The organism is Streptomyces sp. NPDC006368 (assembly GCF_040612535.1).
Classification (GTDB): Bacteria; Actinomycetota; Actinomycetes; order Streptomycetales; family Streptomycetaceae; genus Streptomyces.
Window position 1 is genome coordinate 1 of sequence record NZ_JBEXQK010000054.1, and the last position, 23,512, is coordinate 23,512.

Genomic DNA, 23,512 nt, shown 5'->3' on the forward strand with positions numbered 1-23,512 from the left:
GCGAGCTGGAGGCCGAAGGCCGCGAGGGTGCGGATGGTGCGGTCGAGGCGGCCGTCGGCGAAGAGGCCGCCGCGGTGCGCCCGCAGCGAGGTCTGGATGAGGGTGAGGTCGTCGATGAGCTCGGCGGTGCCGAGGTAGTCGCGGCCTTCCTCGTGGGCGGTGCCCTTGGCGAGACGTTCGCGGGTGTTGATGAGCTTCTGGCGGACGCAGGTGGCCTTGAGCCGGTAGGGCTCCTCGGCGTTGAGGCGCTTGTAGCGGGGGCTGATCTCGGGGAGCCGCTCCAGGTCCTGCTGGAGCGAGTCGAGGAGCTCCTGGGTGGCGCCGGCGTAGCGGATGGAGTTGGACAGCTGTCCGCGCAGGTGGTCGATGGCCTCGATGGCGTCGGTGATGCCGTGCTCGTGCTGGAGGATCAGGACGTCCCGGGTCACGGCGGGGGTGACGTTGGGGTTGCCGTCGCGGTCGCCGCCGATCCAGGTGCCGAAGGTGAGCGGGCGGGTGCCGGGGGGCAGCTCGACGCCGACGCGCTCCAGCTCGGCGGCGAGGTCCTCCAGGACGTCGCCGACGGCGTTGGCGTGCAGCTCGTCCAGGTAGTAGATCGCGTTGCGGGCCTCGTCGGCCGGCTCGGGGCGGACGACGCGGAGCTCGTCGGTCTGCCAGATGAGGTCGATCGACTCCGCGAGCCGCAGGTCGTGGCGGCGCCGGTCGGAGGCGATGACGGGAGTTTCGAGGAGCTCGGCGATGCGGCGGAGCTTGTTGAGCACGGAGCGCCGTGCCGCCTCGGTGGGGTGGGCGGTGAAGACGGGCCGGACGTTGAGGTTCTTGACCGTCTGGCGGACGTGCTCGGGGTCGCCGTCCTTGAGCATGTCGGCGGTGCGGGCGAGGAGGCCGCCCTCGGCGGCGCGCTTCTCGCGCAGCTCGCGACCGCGGTGGACCTGCTCGCTGACGTTGGCGAGGTGGAAGTAGGTGGAGAAGGCGCGCACCAGCTTGGCGGCGGTCTCCAGGTCGGTGTCGCCGAGCAGCGCGGCGGCGGCCTCGCCGTCCTCGCGGGTGAGGCGGCGGACCTTCTCGACGAGCTCCAGGAGCTCGGGGCCTTCCTGCCGTACGAGGGTCTCGCCCAGCAGGTCGCCCAGTCGGCGGATGTCGGAACGCAGCTCGGCGCTGGCGGTGGGGGTCTGGTCGGCACTGCTCACAGGTGCGGCTCCTTGCAGTGTTTGAGCACGTCTGGAGGGGTACTGGAAGCTGGCGGACCGCGCTGTCCGACGACACCAAGGATAGGTGTCGGTGGGCGTGGCACTGTCAGCAGCCCTCTTGCCCCGTGCCTGAGCGCTGCCATACTTACGTTTCCGTAGGTTACGGAAGCGTAGCCACGCTCATCCGTTGTATCCCTCAACCCCCTGGGGACTCCATGACCACAACCCCCGATGTGCTCCACTCCGCGGACCCGGCCACGTCCCCCTCCTCCGACCTGCCTCCCGGCACCCTCGGCGGGGACAGCAAGCGGTCGGTCGAGCAGCTCGCGCTGCTGCTGTTCATCACGGTGCCGTTCCTGGCCCTGGTCGCGGCGGTGCCGCTGGCGTGGGGCTGGGGGGTGAGCTGGCTGGATGTGGGCCTGCTGGTGGCGATGTACTTCATCGGCTGTCACGGCATCACGATCGGCTTCCACCGGTACTTCACGCACGGTGCGTTCAAGGCGAAGCGTCCGCTGCGGATCGCGCTGGCGGTCATGGGGTCGCTGGCGGTCGAGGGGCCGCTGGTGCGCTGGGTGGCGGACCACCGCAAGCACCACAAGTTCTCGGACGCCGAGGGTGACCCGCACTCGCCGTGGCGGTTCGGCGAGACCGTGCCGGCGCTGATGAAGGGCCTGTGGTGGGCGCACATCGGCTGGATGTTCGACGAGGAGCGCACCCCGCAGGCCAAGTACGCACCGGATCTGATCAAGGACCCGGCGATCCGGGCGATCTCGCGGGGTTTCATCGGCTGGACGGTGCTCTCGCTGGCGATCCCGCCGCTGGTCGGCGGTCTGGTCACGATGTCGTGGTGGGGCGCCTTCACGGCGTTCTTCTGGGGCTCGCTGGTGCGGGTGGCGCTGCTGCACCACGTGACGTGGTCGATCAACTCGATCTGCCACGCGGTGGGCAAGCGGCCGTTCAAGTCGCGGGACCGTTCCGGCAATGTGTGGTGGCTGGCGGTGCTGTCGTGCGGTGAGTCGTGGCACAACCTGCACCACGCGGACCCGACATGCGCACGTCACGGCGTGATGAGGGGGCAGATCGACTCCAGCGCGCGGCTGATCCGCTGGTTCGAGAAGCTGGGCTGGGCGTACGACGTGCGCTGGCCCACCGCGTCCCGCATCGAAGCCCGGCGCCAGGACAGGTCCGCAAACGCGGCATGATGGACGGTGTGGCGATCGAGGGCAGTGGCACCAGCAGCGATAAACCCAGGCGCGGACGCCGAGTCCGGATGACCGGCGCCGAGCGCCGGCAGCAACTGCTCGACATCGGCCGCACGCTCTTCGCCGAGCGGGGCTTCGAGGGCACCTCCGTGGAGGAGATCGCGGCGAAGGCCGGGGTGTCCAAACCGGTGGTGTACGAACACTTCGGCGGCAAGGAGGGTCTGTACGCGGTCGTCGTGGACCGCGAGATGCGCCGGCTGCTCGACATGGTGACCGGCGCCCTGACCGCCGGGCATCCGCGCGAGCTGCTGGAGCAGGCCGCGTTCGCCCTGCTCGACTACATCGAGACGTACACGGACGGCTTCCGGATCCTGGTGCGGGACTCGCCGGTCGCGCAGTCGACGGGCACGTTCGCGTCGCTGATCTCGGACATCGCCACGCAGGTGGAGGACATCCTGGGCCTGGAGTTCAAGGCCCGGGGCTTCGACCCGAAGCTGGCGCCGCTGTACGCGCAGGCGCTGGTGGGCATGGTGGCGCTGACGGGCCAGTGGTGGCTGGACGTCCGCAAGCCGAAGAAGGCGGAGGTCGCGGCGCACCTGGTGAACCTGGCGTGGCACGGCCTGGACGGCCTGGAGGCGAAGCCGCGGCTGATAGGCCACCGCAAGAGCTGACGGCCCTTCGGGCGCGCTCGGGGCCCGGCCCCGGTGATCTCCTCGCCGATGACGAAGCCCCCGGCGGGGCCGCCCGGGACCGCCGCGCCACCGCCGGAGGAGCGCGGCGCTCGCGTACCCGGTCCCGTCCCCGAGAGCGGGTGCGCCGTACGAGCGACACCGGGGCGCCACGGGTCCGCGGCGCCCCGGTGCGGCACGCCGGTCGATCACCCCGCGGGTGTGGTCACCCCGGCTTGCGGGCCACCGCGAAGATCCGCCGGAACGGGAAGAGCGTGCCGTGGGGGCCGGGCGGGTAGGCCTTGCGGAGCAGGTCGCGGTACTGCGCCAGGAACTCGGCGATGGCCTCCTCATCACCGTCGAGGGCCGTGAGGACGGGCCGCAGGGCGGTGCCCTTGACCCAGTCCAGGACCGGGTCCTCCCCCGGGAGGAGCTGGGAGTAGACCGTCTCCCAGACGTCCGTCACGCACCCCAGGTCGGTCAGGCGGTCCAGGTAGTCGGCCGCGGTCAGGATGTGGACGAACCGGTGGCCGTGGCCGCCGACGCGGTCGCGCCACTGCGGGCTCTCGCAGAGCTCCCCCAGGATCGCGTGGCTGGGTGAGGTGAAGTTGCCGGGGACCTGGAAGGCCAGCGTGCCGCCCGGGACGAGGCCCTCGATCCACAACGGCAGCGACTCGGGATGGCTGGGCACCCACTGGAGCGCCGCGTTGGAGACGATCAGGTCGTACGGTTCGTCGGGCATCCAGTGGGCGGCGTCGGCGAGGCGGAAATCGAGCCAGCCGCCCCCGGGGGTGGTGCCGGCGTGGTGCTTCTCGGCCTGTTCCAGCATTTCGGGCGAGAGGTCGAAGCCGGTGATGTGCGCGTCGGGCCAGCGGTCGGCGAGCAGGGCGGTGACATTGCCGGGGCCGCACCCGATGTCGGCGATTCGGGCGGGCCGGCCCTGTGTGGCCGCGGGCGGTTCGGCTATCCGGTGGAGGAGGTCGACGAACGGGCGGGTGCGGTGATCGGAGTGGCGCAGGTACTGCTGTGGATCCCAGGTTGGTGCGGAATGCATGGTGGAGCCCCCTAACTGGCACGGCGTACCGAAGCGGAACCATGTCCCGGCCCCGTCATGCCCAATGGTCCAGCGGACTATTTCTTGACGTCAAGAGACTTCACGTCGACAGATCGCCTACACTGATCGCCATGGAGGACGAGGTCGACCGACTGGTCGCTGCATGGCGCCGCGAGCGCCCCGACCTCGACGTGGAACCGCTCGAGGTGCTCAGCCGCGTGTCCAGGCTGGCCCGCCACCTCGACCGCGCCCGCCGCCTCGCGTTCTCCGAGCACAACCTGGAGCCGTGGGAGTTCGACGTCCTGACGTCACTGCGCCGCGCCGGCGCCCCCTATCAGCTCTCGCCCGGACAGCTGCTCACCCAGACCCTGGTCACCTCGGGCACCATGACCAACCGCATCGACCGGCTCGCGAAGAAGGGCCTGGTCGAGCGGTTGCCCGACCCCAGTGACCGCCGCGGCGTCCTCGTCCGCCTCACCCCCGAGGGCCGGGACCGGGCCGACCAGGCACTCGCCGGACTGCTCGCCCAGGAGCGGACCATCCTCGCCGAGCTGTCCCGCGCCCAGCGCGCCGAACTGGCCGCTCTGCTACGCCAGCTGACCGCCCCGTTCGACAACATCCCCGGCTGACTCGGCGGGTCCCACGCCCGCCCGGCGGGCCAGCGCGACCGCCGCCAGTGTGGAGTGCACGCCCAGCTTCCCGAGCACGTTCTGCATATGCGTACGGACGGTGTGCGGCGACAGGAAGAGACGCTCGGCGACCGCCTTGCGGCCCAGGCCCGCCACCATGCAGCGCAGGACCTCCCGCTCGCGCGGGGTCAGCGACTCCACGAGCCGCTCGCTCTCCGTGCGGTGCTTGCGCGTGGCCGTCAGCTCCCGCAGCACCCCGGTGAGCAGCGCGGGCGGCAGGTGGGTCTCGTCGCGCAGGACGCCGCGTATCACCGCGAGCAGCCGCTGCAGCGAGCACTCCTTGGCCACCCAGCCCGACGCACCGGCCTGCAGGGCCAGCGCGGCCCGGCGCGGGTCGTCCTTCTCGGCCAGCACGACCGTCCGCACCCCGGCGTGGACGGACCGGACCCCGGCGACCAGCGAGATGCCGTCGACGATTTCCCCGCCGTGGTCCGGGACCGCGCGGGGCGGGGCGGCCGTCGGCGTGGCGCCCGCGCCCAGGTCGGCGTCGACCAGCAGCACGTCGAACCCGCGGCCCTCGGCGGTCGCCCGCTCCAGGCACCGCAGCGCGGCGGGTCCGCTGCCGGCCGCCGCGACGTCCACATCGGGCTCGGCCGCGAGCGCCGCGGCGAGCGATTCGGCGAAGATGCGGTGGTCGTCCACCACCAGGACCCGGATACGGACCACTGACACCCCCAAGTGTCGAGAGAGCGGACCAGCCGCGGGTACGGCGCCCGGAGTTCGAGGGACCGGCGGTCGTCGCACGGCCGCCGCCGTGCGGTGACTGTTACCCCCGCCCCGGGCGTCGTACCCGGCTGTCTCGCCCCCTGATCAGCACCGGCCCCCACCGGTGCTGTGCATCAGAGTACGACTGGGCGGCCGTGGGGAAAGGGGATTTGCGGAACTGACCGAAAGGGACGTGGACAGTGTGCCGTCTGCGCCGTGGAGAGACGGAAATCGACGTACAAGGGCACACCGGACGGTCATCCGCGCGGGGGCGCACCGAACCAGCCGGGGATGGTCAGGCGACGCGGCGCGCGCCCGCCGACGGGACCGCCGGGAAGACCCGCGGCGCCGTGTACCCGGCCGCCGCGAAGGCCGCTTCGACCGCCTTCGTCACCGTCTGAGCGGTGTCCGCCTCGGTCAGCACGATCGCCGAGCCGCCGAACCCGCCCCCGGTCATCCGCGCCCCCAGCGCCCCCGCCTCGTTCGCCGCGGCCACCACCAGGTCCAGCTCCGGGCACGACACCCGCAGATCGTCCCGCAGTGACGCGTGCCCCTCGGTGAGCACCGGGCCCACCGCGCGGATCTCGCCCGCGTCCAGCAGGGCGATGGTCCGCTCGACGCGATGGTTGTCGGACACGACGTGACGGACGTACGAGCGCACCGTCTCATCGCTCAACTGCCGCAGTGCGTCGGGCAGTCGCACGTGGTCCACGTCGCGCAGCGTGCGCACGCCGAGCGCCCGCGCGCCGGCCTCGCACCCGGCGCGCCGCTCGGCGTACGCGCCGTCGCCGAGGGCGTGCTTCACCCGGGTGTCGACGACCAGCAGCCGCAGCCCGCACGCGGCGAGGTCGAACGGCACCTGGCGGTGCGCGAGGTCCCGGGTGTCGAGGTACAGGGCGTGGCCCTCCACGCAGCACGCCGACGCCATCTGGTCCATGACACCGCAGGGCACGCCCACGAAGGCGTTCTCGGCGCGCTGGGCGAGGACGGCGAGCTCCTCGCCGGTCAGCCGGAGCCCGTACAGGTCGTTCAGCGCCAGCGCGGTGACGACCTCCAGCGCGGCCGAGGAGGACAGCCCGGCGCCGGTCGGGACGGTGGAGGCGAGGTGGACGTCGGCGCCGGTGACGGCGTGACCCGCCTCGCGCAGCGCCCACACCACACCGGCCGGGTAGGCGGCCCACCCGGTGTCGGAGAGCGGTTCCAGGGCTTCGACGTCGAGCTGGATCAGGCCCTGGTCGGTGTCGGCGGAGTGGACGCGCAACTGTCCGTCGGTGCGGCGCGACACGGCCGCGACCGCGGTGTGCGGGAGCGCCAGCGGCATCACGAAGCCGTCGTTGAAGTCGGTGTACTCGCCGATGAGGTTGACCCGGCCCGGCGCGGCCCACACGCCCTCGGGCGCGTGGCCGTACAGCTCGCGGAACCGGTCCGCGACGGTGGCCTCGACGGCCGTCCCCGGGGTCACTTGCCCGCCTCCCGCTTCCGCGCGAACTCCCACGCGTCCGACACGATGTCCGCCAGGTCGGGCCGGGACGGCCGCCAGCCGAGCCGTTCCCGAGCGGTGGCGGCGGAGGCGACCAGCACCGCCGGGTCGCCGGGCCGGCGGGCGGCGACGGTCTCGGGGATGGGGTGGCCCGTCACCCGTCGCACGGTCTCGATGACCTCGCGGACGGAGAAGCCGTTGCCGTTGCCGAGGTTGCAGATGAGGTGCTCGCCGGGTCGTACCGCGTCCATGGCGAGCAGGTGCGCCTCGGCGAGGTCGGCGACGTGGATGTAGTCGCGTACGCAGGTGCCGTCGGGGGTCGGGTAGTCGTCGCCGTACACGGAGATCGACGGACGCCGCCCGAGGGCGACCTGGAGCACCAGCGGGATGAGGTGCGACTCGGGGTCGTGGCGCTCCCCGCAGGAGCCGTAGGCGCCCGCGACGTTGAAGTACCGCAGGGACGCGGCGGCCAGGCCGTGTGCCGCGGCCTCACCGGTGATCATGTGGTCGACGGCCAGCTTGGACGCGCCGTAGGGGCTGGTGGGGGCGGTGGGATCGGTCTCGGTGATGGGGGTGGAGACCGGTTCGCCGTAGGTGGCGGCGGTGGAGGAGAAGACCAGCCGGCGCACGCCCGTGTCGCGCATGGCGGCGAGCAGCGCCATGGTGCCGCCGACGTTGTTCGCCCAGTACTTCCCGGGGTCGGTCACGGACTCGCCGACCTGGGAGAACGCGGCGAAGTGCAGCACCCCGGCGTAGGAGGCGTCGAGGTGGCGGGCGGCGTCCTGGACGCGGCCCTCGACGAAGTGCGCCCCGGCCGGGACGCCCTCGCGGAAGCCCGTCGAGAGGTCGTCGAGGACGGTCACCTCGTGCCCGGCCTCCAGCAGGTGGGCGGCGACCACACCGCCGACATAGCCGGCCCCGCCCGTCACCAGATACTTGCTCACTTGGTCGCTACCTCTCGCAGTCGGCGGGCCGCGGCCTCCGGCGGCACGTCGTTGATGAACACACTCATGCCGGACTCGGAGCCCGCGAGGAACTTCAGCTTGCCGGAAGTACGGCGGATGGTGAAAAGCTCGAGATGCAGGGCGAAGTCGTCGCGCCCGGCGTCGCGCAACGGTGCCTGGTGCCAGGCGGCGATGTACGGCGTCGGCGGCTCGCCCCCGCCTTCCCTCCCTCCACCCCGCCCATCGAAGATCCGGTCGAAGCGCCGCAGGAGTTCGAGGTAGACGGCCGGGAACTCGGCGCCGGCCGCCTCGTCCAGGGCGCGCAGATCGGGTACGCGGCGCTTGGGGTAGAGGTGCACTTCGTACGGCCAGTGCGCGGCGTACGGCACGAAGGCCACCCACTCGTCGCTCTCCAGCACCACCCGTTCGGCGTCGGCGCGTTCGCGGGCGACGAGGTCGTCGAAGAGGTTGCGGCCGGTGGCGGCGCGGTGGTCGTGGAGCGAGCGGAGCATCAGCGCCGTGCGGGGGGTGGTGAAGGGGTACGCGTAGATCTGCCCGTGCGGATGGCCGAGGGTGACGCCGATCTCGGCGCCGCGGTTCTCGAAGCAGAACACCTGCTCCACCCCTGGCAGCTCGGCCAGTTCGGCGGTGCGGTCGGTCCAGGCCTCCAGGACGAGCGCGGCCTGCTCCTCGGTGAGGTCGGCGAACGAGGCGTGGTGGTCGGAGGTGAAGCAGACGACCTCGCAGCGTCCGGCGTCCCCGGCGAGGGAGGGGAAGCGGTTCTCGAAGACGACGACGTCGTAGTCGCCGTCGGGGATCTCGCTGTGCCGGCCGTCCCGCGAGGGGCACAGGGGGCACTCGTCGGCGGGCGGGTGGTAGGTGCGTCCCTGGCGGTGGGAGGCGATGGCGACCGCGTCACCGAGGAGCGGGTCGTGGCGGATCTCGGACGTGGTGGAGATCGGGTCGAGCGGTCGCCGGTCGACGGCGTCGCGTACGACGTCGTCCCGTGAGTCGTAGTAGACCAGCTCGCGCCCGTCGGCCAGCCGGGTCGACGTCTTCTTCACTCCGGGACTCCTCAGGCATACCAACCAACAGAACCGAACACAAACAACCACACCTCAACAGCGCGCGTCAACGGGCCGCCGGTGGCGTGCGCCGAGGGAGCGCTTTCGGCGTGCGTGCGCCTTCGGCCGGTGGGGGGTGGGTGCGGGCCGGGCGTGGGTGCCGAGGGGCCGGTCCGGCCGGACGGACGGACGCCGGACGCGCCGCGGACGGGGCGGGCGCGGAAGAGCCCCGCCGGCCGTCCGGCAGGCGGGTCACCTGATCAGGGCGGGACCGACTGCGCCCCGGAGGGGCGGACGGCCGAGCGGGGGCGGGTGAAGTCGGCAGGCCCCCCGGGCGGGCCCGGGCGGGGGCGGGTGAAAGTCGGCAGGCCCCCGGGGCGGGCCCGGGCGGGGCCGAGGGGCGGCCCCGGTGAACGCGCCGAGCCGACCTGGGCGGGGCCGGGCAGACCCGCAGAGCAGAGCCGGGCGGGCGGGACCGGCGCGAGGAGTGAGCCCGGGCGGGGCCGAGGAGTGGGCCCGGGTGGGCCCGGCGGGAGGAGTGGGCCCGGGCGGAGCCGAGGGGCGGCCTCGGCGAACCCGCCGAGCCGACCTGGGCGGGCCCGGGCAGACCCGCAGAGCAGAGCCGGGCGGGCGGGACCGGCGGGAGGAGTGGGCCCGGGCGAAGCCGAGGAGCGAGCCGGGCGGGCCCAGCGGGAGGAGTGGGCCCGGGCGGAGCCGAGGAGTGGGCCCGGCGAACCCGCCGAGCCGACCTGGGCGGGCCCGGGCAGACCCGCAGAGCGGAGCCGGGCGGGCGGGACCGGCGCGAGGAGTGGGCCCGGGCGGAGCCGAGGAGCGAGCCGGGTGGGCCGGTCCGGCAAGCAGGCGGGCGGGCCGGCGCGAGGGGTGGGGCCCGGGTGGGGTCAGCCGGGGAGCGGTCCGCCGGGTGGGCGGGGGGCGCGGTCCAGCAGACCGGTGCGGGCGGCGAGCGCGGCGGCCTCCAGCCGCGAGCCCACCCCCAGCTTCATCAACACGCGCTGCACATGCGTCCGGGCGGTGCTCGGCGCGATGTTCATCCCCGCCGCGATCAGCCGGGTGTCGTCACCCTCCGCGACCCGTACGAGCACCTCGACCTCGCGCGGCGTGAGCAGCCGCAGCAGCCGCTGCCCCTCGTCGTCGGGTTGCGCGGCCGGGTTCAGCAGCTCGGTGAACGCGCCCTGGAGCAGCTGCGGCGACACCGCCGCCTCACCCGCCCTCGCCTTGAGCATCGCCCGCTCGACGCCCTCGATGCGCTCGTCATGGCGTACGTAGCCGGAGGCGCCCGCCGCGAACGCCGCCGCGATGCCGCGGGGACTCGGCACCGGCCCCAGCACCACGACCGCCACCTGGGGGCGGTCCCGCTTGATGCGGACGATCGGGTCGAAGACGCCCGGCTCGGCCGGTGCCGCCGTCCCCAGCAGACACACCTCGGGCGCCCGGTTCACCACCAGCTCGGCCGCCCCGGCGGCCGGGGCCGCCGCCGCGAGCACCCGGTGCCCGCGCAGTTTCAGCGCCGAGGCCAGCGCCTCGGCGAGCAGTCTGTGATCGTCGACCACCATGAGCCGCACGCCCATCGAGCATCCCCATCCCCCCGGGGACCGGCCCCCCGCCGCCCCCGGCACTGTTGACCCGGCAAGCTACACGCTTGTTCGACGTCGCGCGCCCCCTGGTGGTCAAAAGCCCCTCAGGATGTCGAATTCTTCGCCAATCAGGGCTACGTCCGGGGCTTCATGCTGACGGCCCGGCACATCGGGCGAGCGATGTGCCGGGCCGTACAACGGTCGTGCGGCAGGCGTCAGTGGGTGGTGTAGGCCAGCACGAAGTACTGCTTGTCGTTGGCCGACGATCTCGGCTCGGACACGTTGGTCTCCGAGATGAACAGCCGCCCGGCGCCGAAGCGGATCTCCGCGTGGTCGAGCGAGAAGCTGGACTCGGCGCGGCGCACCGACTCCTCGGCGGGGTTCTCCATCAGCACGGTCTGCTTGAAGGTGGCGCCGTCGATGCTGACGACCTGGCCGCCCTTGTCGTACGGCGGTTCCTTGTACGCGATGATGTTGCCGCCGTCCATGCGCAGCGGGAACATCGAGTACCGGTCGCCGGCGTCGGCCTTGTCGCTGGTGGGCTTGCCGGTGGTGAGGTCGAACGAGACGATCTCGTTGGTCTGGCCGTATTCGCCGGTGCCCTCGTGCTCCTCGGTGGGCAGGTAGATCCGGCCGTTGCCGATGACGACCTTGATGCAGGACTCGACCTCGGTCGAACCGCACTCGGCCGCGAACCGTTCGGCGTTCGCCGCGATCTTGACCTTCAGCTTGCCGGTCTTCTCGTCGAGGGAGAAGAAGTCCGAGATGCCGGAGCCGTCACCGGCGGTGTCGCCGACGTCGGCCGCGACGACCAGCGGCTTGGTGGAGACGACGCTCGCGTACTCGACCCCGGCGGGCATCTTGAACTGCGAGATCGGCGCGCCGGTGGTGGGGTTCAGGTTCTGGATGATGACGTACTGCTGCTCGTACGGGCCGCACTTGCGGGCCGCGACGAGGCCCTCGCCGCCGCCGTAGCCCATGTCGTAGCACTGCTCGGCGTTGACCTGGGGCTTCCAGTACTCCTTGCCCGTGATCAGGTCCCAGGCCGCGCCGCCGTCCGTGCCTCCCGCGGCGACCGTGCCGGCGCCGACGGTGACCTCGGTGAAGCGGGCCTTGTCGTCACCGGCCTGGCCGCCCGTGACGGACTTGCTCCACAGCAGCTTGCCGGTGGCCAGGTCGATGGCGCCGACCTCGGTGCACGGCTGGTAGTTCTTCGGCGGGACGCGCTTGGTGGCCTCGAAGACGATCGCCGTCTTGTTGTCCTTGACGTGCCGTGACGCCGCGCAGACCTGGCCCGGGAGCGGGAGGGTCCACAGCGGGGTGCCCTTGTCGAGGTCGTACGCGACGACCGAGTTGACACCGGTCTTCACGTACGCCTTGTCCGTGAGCCAGGAGCCGTCCATCGGGGTCAGGTCGACGACCTTGGGGTGGGGCATCTGGAAGGCGACCTTGGACGCGGGGTTGGCCGGCGCCATCTCCTTGCCGGCGCCGTCCTGGGCCGTGTCGCCGCCCTGACCGCCCTGGCCGGACGTGCCGGCGCTGCCCTTGGGGTCGTCGTTCCTGCCGCTCTCGCCGCCGCTGGTCGCGTACCAGACACCACCCGCGATGACCAGGGCCACGGCGACGGCCGCGGCGATGATGATCTGCATCTGGGTGGACAGCTTCTTGGCGGGCGCGGGCGGCGGCACGGGAGCGGCGGCCGGGTAGCCGTAGCCGTACTGTTGCTGGCCGTAGGGCTGCTGGCCGTAGGGCTGTTGGCCGTACGGGTCCTGGGCGGGCGGCTGGCCGGGGTACTGGCCCGGGGCCTGCGGGTAGCCGTAGCCCGGGGGCTGGGCGGGCGGGGGCGTTTGGGGTGCCTGGGGGTAGCCGTACGCCGGGTTCTGCGGCGGCGGTGTGGGGGCGCCGAAGCCGGGCGGGGGGTCCTGCGGGGCGCCGAAGCCACCCTGCGGCGGCTGGCCGGGAGGCTGGTTCGGCGGCTGGCCCGGGGGCTGGTTCGGCGGTGGCGGTGGGGGCTGGGTCATGGTGTGGGCACCTCTGGGGTCCGATTCGCGGAGAACGACATGATCGTCTCCCTCTTCTTCTCATCTGCGTCGTTGGCGGCGGTGACACCGCTCGTCACGATGGTGTGGCGACCGTTCTCGTACAGGGCGTCGGGCGCGTCCATCATCCGGTGCGACTTGGCGCTGGACGCCGGGAGTTGGAGCAGCACGCGCACCGAGGTCGCCCCGGCGCGACGGACGCGAGCGCCCCGCCCTTGCCCTGGAAGGACGGCTCGACCACGACGAGCAGGTCGGCGCCCGACATCCGCAGCGGATGGGTCCGCTCCGCCGGCGCCGGGACACGGCGCACGACCTTCCCGGTGTCGAGGTCGAACGTCACGATCTGGTTGGTGCCCTTCAAGCAGCGCGGCGAGGACCGCGGCGAGGAGCGCCGCGGTCCCGCGCTTGTGTCCGGGGCCGGCGCCGGACGGCGGGGACGGCTGCGGTTCGGGCAGCCGGCCTCCGCCGTACGGGTTGAGCGAACCGTACGGCCCTTGTTCCGGAGGGGTGGGGCCGGTCATCACTTGCCGAAGGCCATCATCGTCTTCGTCTGCTTCTCCTCGGCGTCGTTGCGGGCGCTGACCCGGCCTGCGGCGATGATGAAGCGGCCGTCGGCGTAGGCGTACTTCGGGGAGTAGAAGTCGCGCTCGATCTCCGCCGTGGACGCCGGGTGCTGGAGGAGGACCTTCGGGCTGCCGCCCGTCGGGGCGAGCGTGGCGACCGCGCCGCCCCTGTCGAAGGAGCCCTCCATGTAGACCAGGACGTCACCGCCCTCCATACGCAGCGGGGTCATGGTCTTCTCCGGACCGGCGGTGGCGCGCCACTTGGGCTTGCCGGTGCTGAGGTCGAACGCCACCACGTGGTTGGTGCCCCTGGTGAGGGTGGTGGGCTCGGTCGACATGTAGAAGGTGCTCGCGTCGGCGGCGACGCCGGTGCAGCCCTGCAGGTTCTTGCCGAAGATGACGAAGGTGCCGCCGCAGCGGGGCTGGAACTTGTCCTGGCCGCCGTTGAGGGTGGACCGGAGCTTGCCCGTGTCCGTCAGCGCGATGACGGACCACTTCTTCTCCTTGCGCTGGATCGTGGAGATGACCAGCGGGCTGACGGAGTAGACCTTGTCGGCCTCCCAGTTCGCGGGCAGCGCGTACGACCACTTCGGCTTGCCGGTCTTCGGGTCGACCTCGCTGACCTGGTGCTGCACCGTCTCGGCGCTGCCGGTGCGGCACGCGGCGGCGGCGATGAGCTTGGGGCCGCCCGCGAAGGCGAACGGCTTGCAGCCGTCGGCCGGTGTGGAGAACAGCTGCTTGCCGGTGGAGAGGGAGTAGCCGAAGGAGTTGTTGGTGCCCGCGGCCGTCACGGTGTCGCCGCTGATGGCGAGCGTGATGTCGGAGAACGAGTTGAAGCCCGTGCCCTTGGTGATGCCCTGCTTCCAGCCGGCCTTGCCGGTCTTGAGATCGACCTGCTGGAGCTGGGTGCAGTCGCCCTTGTCGCCGGGGCGGTCGTTGATGCCGATGACGATCGCGCCGGAGGTGCCGGGCGTGACCGGGGCGGCGCACACCTCGGTGGTGAAGGGCAGTTCCCACTTCTTCTTGCCGTCGGCCGCCCCGTACCCGGCGACGCTCTTGTACATCGCCTTGACGACGGTGTCGCCGACGACCCACGGGCCGAACACGTCGGCGCCGTTGCGCGGCAGGTCCACGTCGTTGGTCACCAGGAAGTCGACCTTGGCCTCGCCCGCCTGGCGCCCGGCGTTGAGGTCGTCGCCGGCGTCGCGACCGCCGCCGCTGCCGTCGCCCTCGTCGACGTCGACGTCGCCGGAGCCTGTCGGGTCCGGTGCGGCGCTGCTGCCCTTGGCGTCCGGCTCGGGGGTGCCGCCGTCGTCACCGCTGAGGGCGAACCAGGTGCCGCCGCCGATGACGAGGAGGGCGGCGACCGCGGCGCCGATGATGACACCGGGCTTGCCCTTGAAGGGGCCTCGACCTCCGTTGCCGGGCCCGGACACGGGCGCGCCGGGGTACTGGGGCTGCGGCTGTCCGGGGGCGGGGTAACCGCCGTAGGGCCCGGGCTGCTGCCCGTACGGTCCCGGCTGCTGCCCGTACGGTCCCGGCTGCTGGGCGTACGGTCCGGGCTGCTGGGCGTACGGTCCGGGCTGCTGCCCCGGCGCCTGCGGGTAGCCGTACCCGGGCTGGGCGCCGGGCTGCTGAGGGCCGTACCCCGGCTGGCCGGCCGGGGGCTGGGCGGGCGGCGCCGGGGGCTGGGCGGGCGGCATCTGCGGCGGCGCCGGGGGCTGGGCCGGGGGGACCGGGGGTTGACCCGGCGGCTGGGCCGGCGGTTGCGGGAAACTCTGCTGCGGGTCCTGAGGAGACCCGAAGCCGCCCCCCTGCGGCGGTTGCTGGCTGGGCGGCTGAGTCATCAGCGCTTCCCCCTTCGTGCGGTCCGGTGACCGACCGGCCTCCCCCGCGATTCCGGCACGCACGTACCGCCGGAATGGAGCGAATCGGACACGGATTCCGCAGTGTTGCGTGAGTCGAGCGGGGCTTCTTTCTATCACTCGACTACGGCACGAAAGGGGCCGGTCCGCCCCTGTTCCCAAGGGAGGACCGGCCTGTGACGCCCTCGTTATCCGCGCTCCACGCCTTCGCCGCGCACCGTCGCCTGCTATGCGTCCTCGGCCAGTTCCAGCCAGCGCATCTCCAAGTCCTCCCGCTGGGAGGCCAGTTCGCGGAGCTCCGCGTCCAGTTTCGCCACCTTCTCGAAGTCCGTGGCGTTTTCGGCGATTTGGGCGTGGAGCTTGCTCTCCTTCTCGGAGACCTTGTCGAGCTGGCGCTCGATCTTCTGCAGCTCCTTCTTCGCGGCGCGGGAGTCCCCCGCGGACCTGTCCTTGGCGGGGGCGGGCGCCGGGGCGGGGGTGGCCGCCTCGATCATCCTCTCGCGCCGCTCCAGGTACTCGTCGATACCGCGCGGCAGCATCCGCAGCGTGGCGTCGCCGAGCAGCGCGAACGTCTTGTCCGTCGTCCGCTCGATGAAGAACCGGTCGTGGGAGATGACGACCATCGAGCCGGGCCAGCCGTCGAGGAGGTCCTCCAGCTGGGTGAGGGTCTCGATGTCGAGGTCGTTGGTCGGCTCGTCCAGGAACAGGACGTTCGGCTCGTCCATCAGCAGCCGCAGCAGTTGCAGCCGGCGTCGCTCACCACCGGACAGGTCGCCGACGGGCGTCCACTGCTTCTCCTTGGTGAAGCCGAACTGCTCGCACAGCTGCCCGGCCGTCATCTCCCGGCCCTTGCCGAGGTCGACGCGGTCGCGGATCTGCTGGACGGCCTCCAGCACGCGCAGGGCGGGCGGCAGTTCGGCGACGTCCTGCGAGAGGTACGCGAGCCGCACCGTCTTCCCGACGACGATCCGCCCGCCGGCCGGCTGCTTCTCGCCGTGGGTGGTGGCGGCCTCGGCGAGGGCGCGCAGCAGGGAGGTCTTGCCGGCGCCGTTGACGCCGACCAGGCCGACGCGGTCGCCGGGGCCGAGCTGCCAGGTCAGGTGCTTGAGCAGCATCTTGGGCCCGGCGGTGACGGTCACGTCCTCCAGGTCGAAGACGGTCCTGCCGAGCCGGGCGTTGGCGAACTTCATCAGCTCGCTGGTGTCGCGGGGCGGCGGCACGTCGGCGATGAGCTCGTTGGCGGCCTCGATGCGGTAGCGCGGCTTGGACGTACGGGCGGGGGCGCCGCGCCGCAGCCAGGCCAACTCCTTGCGCATCAGGTTCTGCCGCTTGGTCTCCTCGGTGGCGGCGATCCGCTCGCGCTCGGCGCGCGCGAAGACGTAGTCGGAGTAGCCGCCCTCGTACTCGTGGACCGCGCCGCGCTGCACGTCCCACATCCGCGTGCAGACCTGGTCGAGGAACCACCGGTCGTGGGTGACGCAGACGAGGGCGGAGCGGCGTGCCCGGAGGTGCTTGGCGAGCCAGGCGATGCCCTCGACGTCCAGGTGGTTCGTCGGCTCGTCGAGAACGATCAGGTCCTGCTCGGCGATGAGCAGCTTGGCGAGCGCGATGCGCCGCCGTTCGCCGCCGGAGAGCGGCCCGATGACCGTGTCGAGGCCCTGCGGGAAGCCGGGGAGATCGAGCCCGCCGAAGAGCCCGGTGAGCACGTCGCGGATCTTGGCACTGCCGGCCCACTCGTGGTCGGCGAGGTCGCCGATGACCTCGTGCCGGACGGTGGCGGCGGGGTCGAGCGAATCGTGCTGCGTGAGCACCCCGAGCCGCAGTCCGCCGCTGTGCGTGACCCGCCCGGTGTCGCTCTCCTCCAGCTTGGCGATCATCCGGATGAGGGTGGTCTTGCCGTCCCCGTTGCGCCCGACGACACCGATCCGGTCCCCCTCGGAGACGCCGAGGGACACACCGTCGAGCAGGGCACGGGTGCCGTACACCTTGCTGACTGCCTCGACATTGACGAGGTTGACTGCCATTTCACTCCTGTACGGGGGGACGGGCCGACCTACCAGGGTAGCCGCCGCGGACGGTGCGGCAGCGCCCCGCGATCGATCACGGTTTCGAACCGGACGGGGAGGGCGCGTTCCCGGTGGGGTAACGTGCGGCGGTCGATCGAGCGGGGGGCGGGGACGTCATGGGGCGGTACGGGGTGCGGGGCGCGGTGTGCGCGATGGTCGCGGGACTGACGCTCGCGGGCTGTTCGGCGGAGCCGGACGCGGCGGGCAAGGACGCGGCGGGCAAGGACGCGGCGGGCAAGGGCGCGACGGGCGGGACGCCGGCACCCTCCGCCACGGCGTCGCCGACGGTGCCCGCCAGGGGCGAGCGGCTCGGGGCCGCCGGCACACCGTGCGTGCTGCCCGTGTCGTTCGAGACGGCGCGGCACTGGACGGCGGAGAAGGTGACGGTGGCCGAGGACCCGGAGTTCGGGGACCTGGCGAAGCAGGGCACGGTCACCCTGGTGTGCGAGGTCGACGCGAAGCCCGCGGGGCACATCGGGTTCATCCGCGTCTGGACCGGCACCGGGAAGGGCGGCACCGCCCGCACGGCGCTGGAGGCCTTCGTGGGCGCCGAGAAGGAGGCGGGCAAGGTCCGCTACCGCGAGACCACTTCGGGTGGCCTGGCGGCGACGGAGGTCACGTACGAGATCACCGGCGAGTTCCTCGACGAGCCCAAGAGCGAGCGGGCGTTCGCCGTCGTGACACCGGGCGGACCCGTGGTCCTGCACCTGGGCGGGCTGGACTCGGCCGAGCACAGGGCGATGCTGCCGGCGTACGAGCTGGCGAAGAAGACGCTGACGCTCGGCTCCTGACCCGCGACGCCCCGCGCCGGGTCCCGGGGCGCACGGCTGCTGCCGGCAGCGCGCCCGGGCCGGGCGTCACACCACGGTCGCCCCCGGCGCCGGGGACGTCGCCACGCGGGCCGTGCGGCAGGTGCCCGAGGCGAGCAGGGCGGCGGCCACCGCGTCCGCCGCGTCCGCGTCCTTCACCAGGAACGCGGTCGTCGGGCCCGAACCGGAGACCAGGCCCGCCAGGGCGCCCGCGCCCGTGCCGGCCGCCAGGGTGTCGGCGAGCGACGGGCGCAGCGACAGGGCGGCGGGCTGGAGGTCGTTGGCGAGGGCGCCGGCCAGGGCGGTCGCGTCACCGGTGCGCAGGGCGTCCAGCAGCGCGGGCGCCGCGGCCGGGGGCGGGACGTCGGTGCCGGCCGTGAGGCGGTCGAACTCGCCGTACACCGCGGGCGTCGACAGGCCGCCGTCCGCCACCGCGAACACCCAGTGGAAGGCGGAGCCGACCTCCAGCGGCGTCAGCCGCTCGCCCCGCCCGGTGCCCAGGGCGGCCCCGCCGATGAGGCTGAAGGGCACGTCGCTGCCCAGCTCGGCGCAGATGTCGAGGAGCTCGTCGCGGGAGGCGCCGGTGTTCCACAGGGCGTCGCACGCGAGCAGCGCGCCCGCGCCGTCGGCGCTGCCGCCCGCCATGCCGCCCGCCACGGGGATGTCCTTGGCGATGTGGAGGTGGACGTCCGGGGCGATGCCGTGCCGGTCGGCCAGGGCGACGGCCGCCCGCGCGGCGAGGTTGGAGGCGTCCAGCGGCACCTGCCCGGCGTCCGGGCCGGAGCAGGTGATCCGCAGCCGGTCGGCCGGGGTCGCCGTCACCTCGTCGTACAGCGATACGGCGAGGAAGACGTTGGCCAGGTCGTGGAAGCCGTCGGGGCGCGCGGCGCCGACCGCGAGCTGGACGTTGACCTTCGCCGGGACCCGTACGGTGATGCTCTCGGTCACGCTGCCTTGGCCTCCGCGATGCGGGCGAACTGTTCGACGGTGAGGGACTCGCCCCGCGCCTGCGGGGAGACGCCCGCGGCGACCAGCGCGGCCTCCGCGGCGGCCGGTGATCCGGCCCAGCCGGCCAGCGCGGCGCGCAGGGTCTTGCGGCGCTGCGCGAAGGCGGCGTCGACGACCGCGAAGACGTCCTGCCGCGACGCGGTGGTCCTGACCGGCTCGGAGCGGCGGACGAGGGAGACGAGGCCGGAGTCGACGTTCGGCGCGGGCCAGAAGACGTTGCGCCCGATGGCGCCGGCGCGCTTGACCTGCGCGTACCAGTTGGCCTTGACCGACGGCACGCCGTACACCTTGTTGCCGGGCCGGGCGGCGAGCCGGTCGGCGACCTCGGCCTGGACCATGACGAGGGTGCGCTCGATGGTCGGGAAGCGCTCCAGCATGTGCAGCAGGACGGGCACGGCGACGTTGTACGGGAGGTTCGCGACGAGCGCGGTGGGCGCCGGTCCCGGCAGCTCCTGGACGTGCATCGCGTCGGAGTGCACGAGGGAGAACCGGTCCTTCCTCGCGGGCATGCGGGCGGCGATGGTGGCCGGCAGGGCGCCCGCCAGGACGTCGTCGATCTCGACCGCGATCACCCGGTCCGCCGCCTCCAGCAGGGCCAGGGTCAGTGAGCCGAGGCCGGGCCCGACCTCGACGACGACGTCCTCGGGACGCACCTCGGCGGTCCGCACGATCCGCCGGACGGTATTGGCGTCGATGACGAAGTTCTGGCCGCGCTGCTTGGTGGGGCGTACGCCCAGCGCCGCGGCCAGTTCACGGATGTCGGCGGGGCCGAGGAGTGCGTCGGGATCAGTGGTGCTCACCGATACAGCCTACGGCCGCAGTGCGGCCACGGACTCGGCCCCCGCTGCACGAAGAGCTTCTTCGCCCGGTATGTCTGTTCGGAGGCCGGGGCGTCCTGGGGGACGCCGTGTCCGCCGAGGGCCCGCCAGGTGCCGGCGTCGAACTGGTACAGCCCGCCGTACGTGCCTGAGGCGTCGACGGCGTCGGGCCGGCCGCCGGACTCGCACCGGGCGAGGGCGTCCCAGTCGAGGTGGTCGGCGCCGGCGACGGAGGCGGGCCTGGGCATGGTGCCGACCTTCACCAGCTGGGTGACCGGTTCCCGTACGACCTCCTCGGCGATCCTGCGGGGCGTCTGGCGGACGCCGTTGACCGTGCGCACGGCGTAGGTGACGCGGAGCGCGCCGGTGCGGCCCTGGCGTTCGACGACCTCGGTGCCCCGGTACAGGGACGGGTCGTGGACCCGTTCCACCGCGTACGGGATGGGCTCCTCGGCCACCTCCTCGGAGCCGGTGATCCGCAGGACGGTGATCGTCTGGCCGTCGCGGGGGAAGCTGCCGGGCGGTACGGAGGTGGTGTCCTCGCCGCTGAGGGTGATGCCTGCCTCCTCGACGGCCTCGCGGACGGTGGCGGCATTGGTGCGGATGGTGCGCTCGCGGCCGTCGGCCATGAAGGTCACGGTGCGTTCGGTGCGCACGGCGAGGGTGAGCCCGTGCCGTGGGATGGCGGCGGAGCGGGGGACCGACAGGTGGGCGCCCTCCGCGCGCACCCCGAGCAGGCGCAGCGCCTCGTCGACCGTGCGGGCGGTCGTCCAGATCCGGCGGCGCTGCCCGTCGAGGGTGAGGGCGACGGGGCGGCCGTAGCGGACGACGATCTCGTCGCCGCTGGCGAGGGCGGTGCCGGGGGCGGGGGCGACGAGGTCGTGCGCGCCGATGTCCAGGTTCTCGTCGGCCAGGAGCTCGGAGACGTCGTCGGCGAAGGTGTGCATGGTGCGCGGTACGCCGTCGACGCTGAGCCGGACGGCCTTGTCGCTGGCGACGAACGCGCTGGTGCCGCCGGCCAGGAAGGCGACGACGAGCGCCTGGGGGACGAGGCGCCGCAGCCCGTCGGGCCCGCCGGGCCCGGTGGCGCGGCGCCGGCGGGCCCGGCGGGCCCGGGCCCGGCCGCCGGCGGGCAGGGCGGCGAGGGTGGGCGCCTCGGGGTCGACGACGGATCCGGCCCCCTGCTGGGGCAGGCCGTGGTGCGCGGGCGCCGGGGCGGCCTCCGGCGCGGGGCCCGGCGCGGGCGGCGCGGAGGGGAGGCCGGCGGGGGCTCGGTGGCGGGCCTGCGAGGTGGTCACGAGGCCGGGACCCTAGCGGAGGGTACGTCACTCTCCAAAGCGACTCGACTACGGAGCGTCGTACCGTTACCCTGCGCCGCGGCCGGTCATCGTGATCGGTCAGTAATCAAAGGCGCGCGCGGTGTTGACGGCGATCGCCGTCGACATGGCTTCCTCGTCGATGCCCCGCACCGCCGCCATCGCACGCACCGTGATCGGAACGAGATACGGCGCGTTGGGCCGTCCGCGGTACGGCGCGGGCGTCAGGAACGGCGCGTCCGTCTCGACGAGGACCAGGTCCAGCGGGGCGACGGCGAGCGCGTCGCGCAGCGGCTGGGCGTTCTTGAAGGTGACGTTGCCGGCGAAGGACATGAAGTACCCGGCGTCGGCGCAGACGCGGGCCATGTCGGCGTCACCCGAGTAGCAGTGGAAGACGGTCCGCTCCGGGGCGCCCTCCTCGGCGAGGACGCGCAGGACGTCGGCGTGCGCCTCGCGGTCGTGGATGACGAGGGCCTTGCCGTGCCGCTTGGCGATCTCGATGTGGGCGCGGAAGGAGCGCTCCTGCGCGGCCATCCCCTCCGCGCCGGTACGGAAGTAATCCAGGCCGGTCTCGCCGACGGCCTTGACCTCCGGGAGCGCGGCGAGCCGGTCGATCTCGGCGAGCGCGTCGTCGAGGGCCGCGTCGCCGCCGCCCTCGCGGGCGCCCTGCCGCGACCAGCCGTCGGGATCCCCGAGGACGATGCGCGGCGCCTCGTTGGGGTGCAGGGCCACGGCGGCGTGCACCTGCGCGTACGCGGCGGCCGTCTCCGCCGCCCAGCGCGAACCCTTCAGGTCGCAGCCGACCTGGACGACGGTGTCGACACCGACGGCCGCGGCCCTGGCGAGGGCCTCCTCCACGGTGGAGGACTGCATGTCGAGGTGGGTGTGCGAATCGGCGACCGGCACCCCGACGGGCTCGGGCAGCGGCGGCGGAGCGTCCTTCGAACTCATGCCCCCGATCGTACGAGGGCCGGAGGGCCGCTCAGGTGCGGTGCCAGTGGCGCAGCAGGTCGGAGAGGTGCCAGTGGTGCGGCTCCCGCGGTGCCGGCTCCTCCGCCGTCGGGGGCTCCTTCCGGGCCTCCTGCCCAATGGGCCCTGCCGCGGACACCGGCTCGGCGGCGGGGGAGGTGCTCTTCCTCGGCTCCGGCGTCGCCTGCGCCATCAGGTCCAGCACCGAGGAGACCCGGCCCGGGCGCATGATGCGCAGCCGGTGCGACTCGCAGTTGGGGCAGGTGGGGTGGGAGAGCGGTGAGGGGACCCGGTGCCCGTCGGCTCTGTAGACCACGAACCCCTGACCGCGGGAGTCCGTGTGGTGCTCGATGTCGTACGCCTGCTCCCAGCCGTATCCGCACTTCATACAGGCGAAGGAGTACGCCTCGTGGGCCACTGGAGGAGTGCTTGTGGTCTCGCTCATGCCAGCTCCTTTCCACTGCTGCCAGTGGACGCCTTTACCGGCGGGAGCGCATCGGCGCATGTCGAGAAATGGACCGGTTTTGAGGCTTCCCATGCCGAAAGGCCTGCCGCGCGGTCTGTTCTTTGTTTTTTTACGATAGTCCTTTACCGACCGGTGGGCCCGCCCGCCCGTTCCGCGTTCTTCGCCGCCACGACGGCGTCGAAGACCTCCCGCTTGGGCAGTCCCGTCTCGGCGGCGACGGCGGCGATCGCCTCCTTGCGCCGCTCCCCCGCCTCCTCGCGCACGCGCACCCTGCGGACCAGCTCCTCGGCGTCGAGTTCGCCGGGGCCGGTGTCCGCGGCGCCCTCCACGACGATCGTGATCTCGCCGCGTACGCCGTCGGCGGCCCACCGCGCCAGGGCGCCGAGGCCGCCGCGCCGGACCTCCTCGTACGTCTTGGTCAGCTCGCGGCACACGGCGGCGCGCCGGTCCTCGCCGAACACCTCGGCCATCGCGGCGAGCGTGTCGTCGAGCCGGTGCGGCGCCTCGAAGTAGACGAGCGTGCGCCGCTCGTCCGCGACCTCGCGCAGCCGGCCGAGCCGCTCGCCCGCCTTGCGCGGCAGGAACCCCTCGAAGCAGAACCGGTCCACGGGCAGCCCGGACAGCGCGAGCGCCGTCAGCACCGCGGAGGGGCCGGGCACGGCGGTCACCCTGATGTCGCGTTCCACGGCCGCGGCGACCAGCCGGTAGCCGGGGTCGGAGACGGACGGCATGCCCGCGTCGGTGACGAGCAGGACGCGCGACCCGCCCGCGAGCGCCTCGACCAGCTCGGGCGTACGGGCCGACTCGTTGCCCTCGAAGTACGACACGACCCGGCCGCGCGTGTGCACGCCCAGCGCCTGCGTCAGCCGGCGCAGCCGCCGGGTGTCCTCCGCGGCGATGATGTCGGCGGTCTCCAGCTCGGCGGCCAGCCGCGGCGGGGCGTCCGCGACATCACCGATCGGGGTTCCTGCGAGTACGAGCGTTCCGGTCACCGTTCCTGTC

21 protein-coding genes are annotated in these 23,512 nt (G+C 73.1%); 4 read left to right on the top strand and 17 right to left on the bottom strand.

The features are described from left to right. Positions 1-1,190 (bottom strand): phosphoenolpyruvate carboxylase (locus tag ABZZ38_RS27425; RefSeq protein ID WP_356744704.1); only part of this gene is annotated, 1,190 nt, incomplete at its 3' end. Between the two features lie 215 nt (positions 1,191-1,405). On the opposite strand from ABZZ38_RS27425, the gene ABZZ38_RS27430 reads away from it, so the two are divergent. Next, positions 1,406-2,392 (top strand): fatty acid desaturase, encoded by a 987-nt coding sequence (locus tag ABZZ38_RS27430; protein WP_356744706.1) that lies wholly within the window; start codon positions 1,406-1,408, stop codon positions 2,390-2,392. Next, positions 2,389-3,063, top strand: coding sequence for a TetR/AcrR family transcriptional regulator (locus ABZZ38_RS27435; protein WP_356744708.1), 675 nt, complete (start codon positions 2,389-2,391; stop codon positions 3,061-3,063). Before ABZZ38_RS27430 ends, ABZZ38_RS27435 begins: the two co-directional genes overlap by 4 nt. Positions 3,064-3,286: 223 nt before the next feature. Here the strand turns inward: ABZZ38_RS27435 and ABZZ38_RS27440 are convergent, their stop codons facing one another. Next, entirely contained in the window at positions 3,287-4,114 is an 828-nt protein-coding gene (locus ABZZ38_RS27440) for a trans-aconitate 2-methyltransferase (RefSeq protein WP_356744710.1), read from the bottom strand. 131 nt (positions 4,115-4,245) lie between these two features. Here ABZZ38_RS27440 and tamR point away from each other — a divergent pair, with 131 nt between their 5' ends. Next, on the top strand, positions 4,246-4,743 hold the full coding sequence (gene tamR, locus ABZZ38_RS27445; protein WP_356744712.1) for a MarR family transcriptional regulator TamR: 498 nt from the start codon (positions 4,246-4,248) through the stop codon (positions 4,741-4,743). On the opposite strand, the gene ABZZ38_RS27450 is transcribed toward tamR, so the two are convergent. The 9 genes from ABZZ38_RS27450 to ABZZ38_RS27490 form a co-directional block, all read right to left on the bottom strand. Then, complete coding sequence (locus tag ABZZ38_RS27450) at positions 4,702-5,469, bottom strand: response regulator transcription factor (RefSeq protein WP_356744766.1); 768 nt, start codon at positions 5,467-5,469, stop codon at positions 4,702-4,704. The genes tamR and ABZZ38_RS27450 overlap by 42 nt on opposite strands. Positions 5,470-5,803: 334 nt before the next feature. After that, entirely contained in the window at positions 5,804-6,970 is a 1,167-nt protein-coding gene (gene galK, locus ABZZ38_RS27455; RefSeq protein ID WP_356744714.1) for a galactokinase, read from the bottom strand. Further along, positions 6,967-7,932, bottom strand: coding sequence for a UDP-glucose 4-epimerase GalE (gene galE, locus ABZZ38_RS27460; RefSeq protein WP_356744716.1), 966 nt, complete (start codon positions 7,930-7,932; stop codon positions 6,967-6,969). The genes galK and galE overlap by 4 nt, the downstream gene beginning before the upstream one ends. Further along, positions 7,929-8,996 carry a galactose-1-phosphate uridylyltransferase gene (galT, locus tag ABZZ38_RS27465; protein WP_356744718.1) on the bottom strand — a complete coding sequence of 356 codons (1,068 nt, stop codon included), beginning with the start codon at positions 8,994-8,996 and terminating at the stop codon, positions 7,929-7,931. The genes galE and galT overlap by 4 nt, the downstream gene beginning before the upstream one ends. A gap of 899 nt (positions 8,997-9,895) precedes the next feature. Beyond that, the gene (locus tag ABZZ38_RS27470; RefSeq protein ID WP_356744720.1) at positions 9,896-10,585 is read right to left on the bottom strand and encodes a LuxR C-terminal-related transcriptional regulator; all 690 of its coding nucleotides are present in this window, start codon (positions 10,583-10,585) and stop codon (positions 9,896-9,898) included. A gap of 221 nt (positions 10,586-10,806) precedes the next feature. Beyond that, positions 10,807-12,612: a PQQ-binding-like beta-propeller repeat protein gene (locus tag ABZZ38_RS27475; protein ID WP_356744722.1), complete on the bottom strand. Its 1,806-nt coding sequence runs from the start codon at positions 12,610-12,612 to the stop codon at positions 10,807-10,809. After that, on the bottom strand, positions 12,609-12,800 hold the full coding sequence (locus ABZZ38_RS27480; protein WP_356744724.1) for a hypothetical protein: 192 nt from the start codon (positions 12,798-12,800) through the stop codon (positions 12,609-12,611). Before ABZZ38_RS27480 ends, ABZZ38_RS27475 begins: the two co-directional genes overlap by 4 nt. A 350-nt stretch (positions 12,801-13,150) precedes the next feature. Next, positions 13,151-15,040, bottom strand: coding sequence for a PQQ-binding-like beta-propeller repeat protein (locus ABZZ38_RS27485; RefSeq protein WP_356744726.1), 1,890 nt, complete (start codon positions 15,038-15,040; stop codon positions 13,151-13,153). 245 nt (positions 15,041-15,285) lie between these two features. Beyond that, a complete protein-coding gene (locus ABZZ38_RS27490) occupies positions 15,286-17,082 on the bottom strand; it encodes an ABC-F family ATP-binding cassette domain-containing protein (protein ID WP_356744728.1) in 1,797 nt (598 codons plus the stop codon). A gap of 158 nt (positions 17,083-17,240) precedes the next feature. On the opposite strand from ABZZ38_RS27490, the gene ABZZ38_RS27495 reads away from it, so the two are divergent. After that, positions 17,241-17,915: a lipoprotein gene (locus ABZZ38_RS27495; RefSeq protein ID WP_356744730.1), complete on the top strand. Its 675-nt coding sequence runs from the start codon at positions 17,241-17,243 to the stop codon at positions 17,913-17,915. 66 nt (positions 17,916-17,981) lie between these two features. Here the strand turns inward: ABZZ38_RS27495 and ABZZ38_RS27500 are convergent, their stop codons facing one another. The 6 genes from ABZZ38_RS27500 to rsmI form a co-directional block, all read right to left on the bottom strand. Beyond that, positions 17,982-18,881, bottom strand: coding sequence for a 4-(cytidine 5'-diphospho)-2-C-methyl-D-erythritol kinase (locus ABZZ38_RS27500; RefSeq protein ID WP_356744732.1), 900 nt, complete (start codon positions 18,879-18,881; stop codon positions 17,982-17,984). Continuing rightward, positions 18,878-19,741, bottom strand: coding sequence for a 16S rRNA (adenine(1518)-N(6)/adenine(1519)-N(6))-dimethyltransferase RsmA (gene rsmA / locus ABZZ38_RS27505; protein WP_356744734.1), 864 nt, complete (start codon positions 19,739-19,741; stop codon positions 18,878-18,880). Before rsmA ends, ABZZ38_RS27500 begins: the two co-directional genes overlap by 4 nt. After that, positions 19,738-21,057 carry a ubiquitin-like domain-containing protein gene (locus ABZZ38_RS27510; RefSeq protein ID WP_356744736.1) on the bottom strand — a complete coding sequence of 440 codons (1,320 nt, stop codon included), beginning with the start codon at positions 21,055-21,057 and terminating at the stop codon, positions 19,738-19,740. Before ABZZ38_RS27510 ends, rsmA begins: the two co-directional genes overlap by 4 nt. A gap of 99 nt (positions 21,058-21,156) precedes the next feature. Next, on the bottom strand, positions 21,157-22,026 hold the full coding sequence (locus ABZZ38_RS27515) for a TatD family hydrolase (protein WP_356744738.1): 870 nt from the start codon (positions 22,024-22,026) through the stop codon (positions 21,157-21,159). Between the two features lie 31 nt (positions 22,027-22,057). After that, entirely contained in the window at positions 22,058-22,489 is a 432-nt protein-coding gene (locus tag ABZZ38_RS27520) for a hypothetical protein (protein WP_356744740.1), read from the bottom strand. Between the two features lie 143 nt (positions 22,490-22,632). After that, positions 22,633-23,502 (bottom strand): 16S rRNA (cytidine(1402)-2'-O)-methyltransferase, encoded by an 870-nt coding sequence (gene rsmI, locus ABZZ38_RS27525; RefSeq protein ID WP_356744768.1) that lies wholly within the window; start codon positions 23,500-23,502, stop codon positions 22,633-22,635. Between the last annotated feature and the right edge of the window lie 10 nt (positions 23,503-23,512).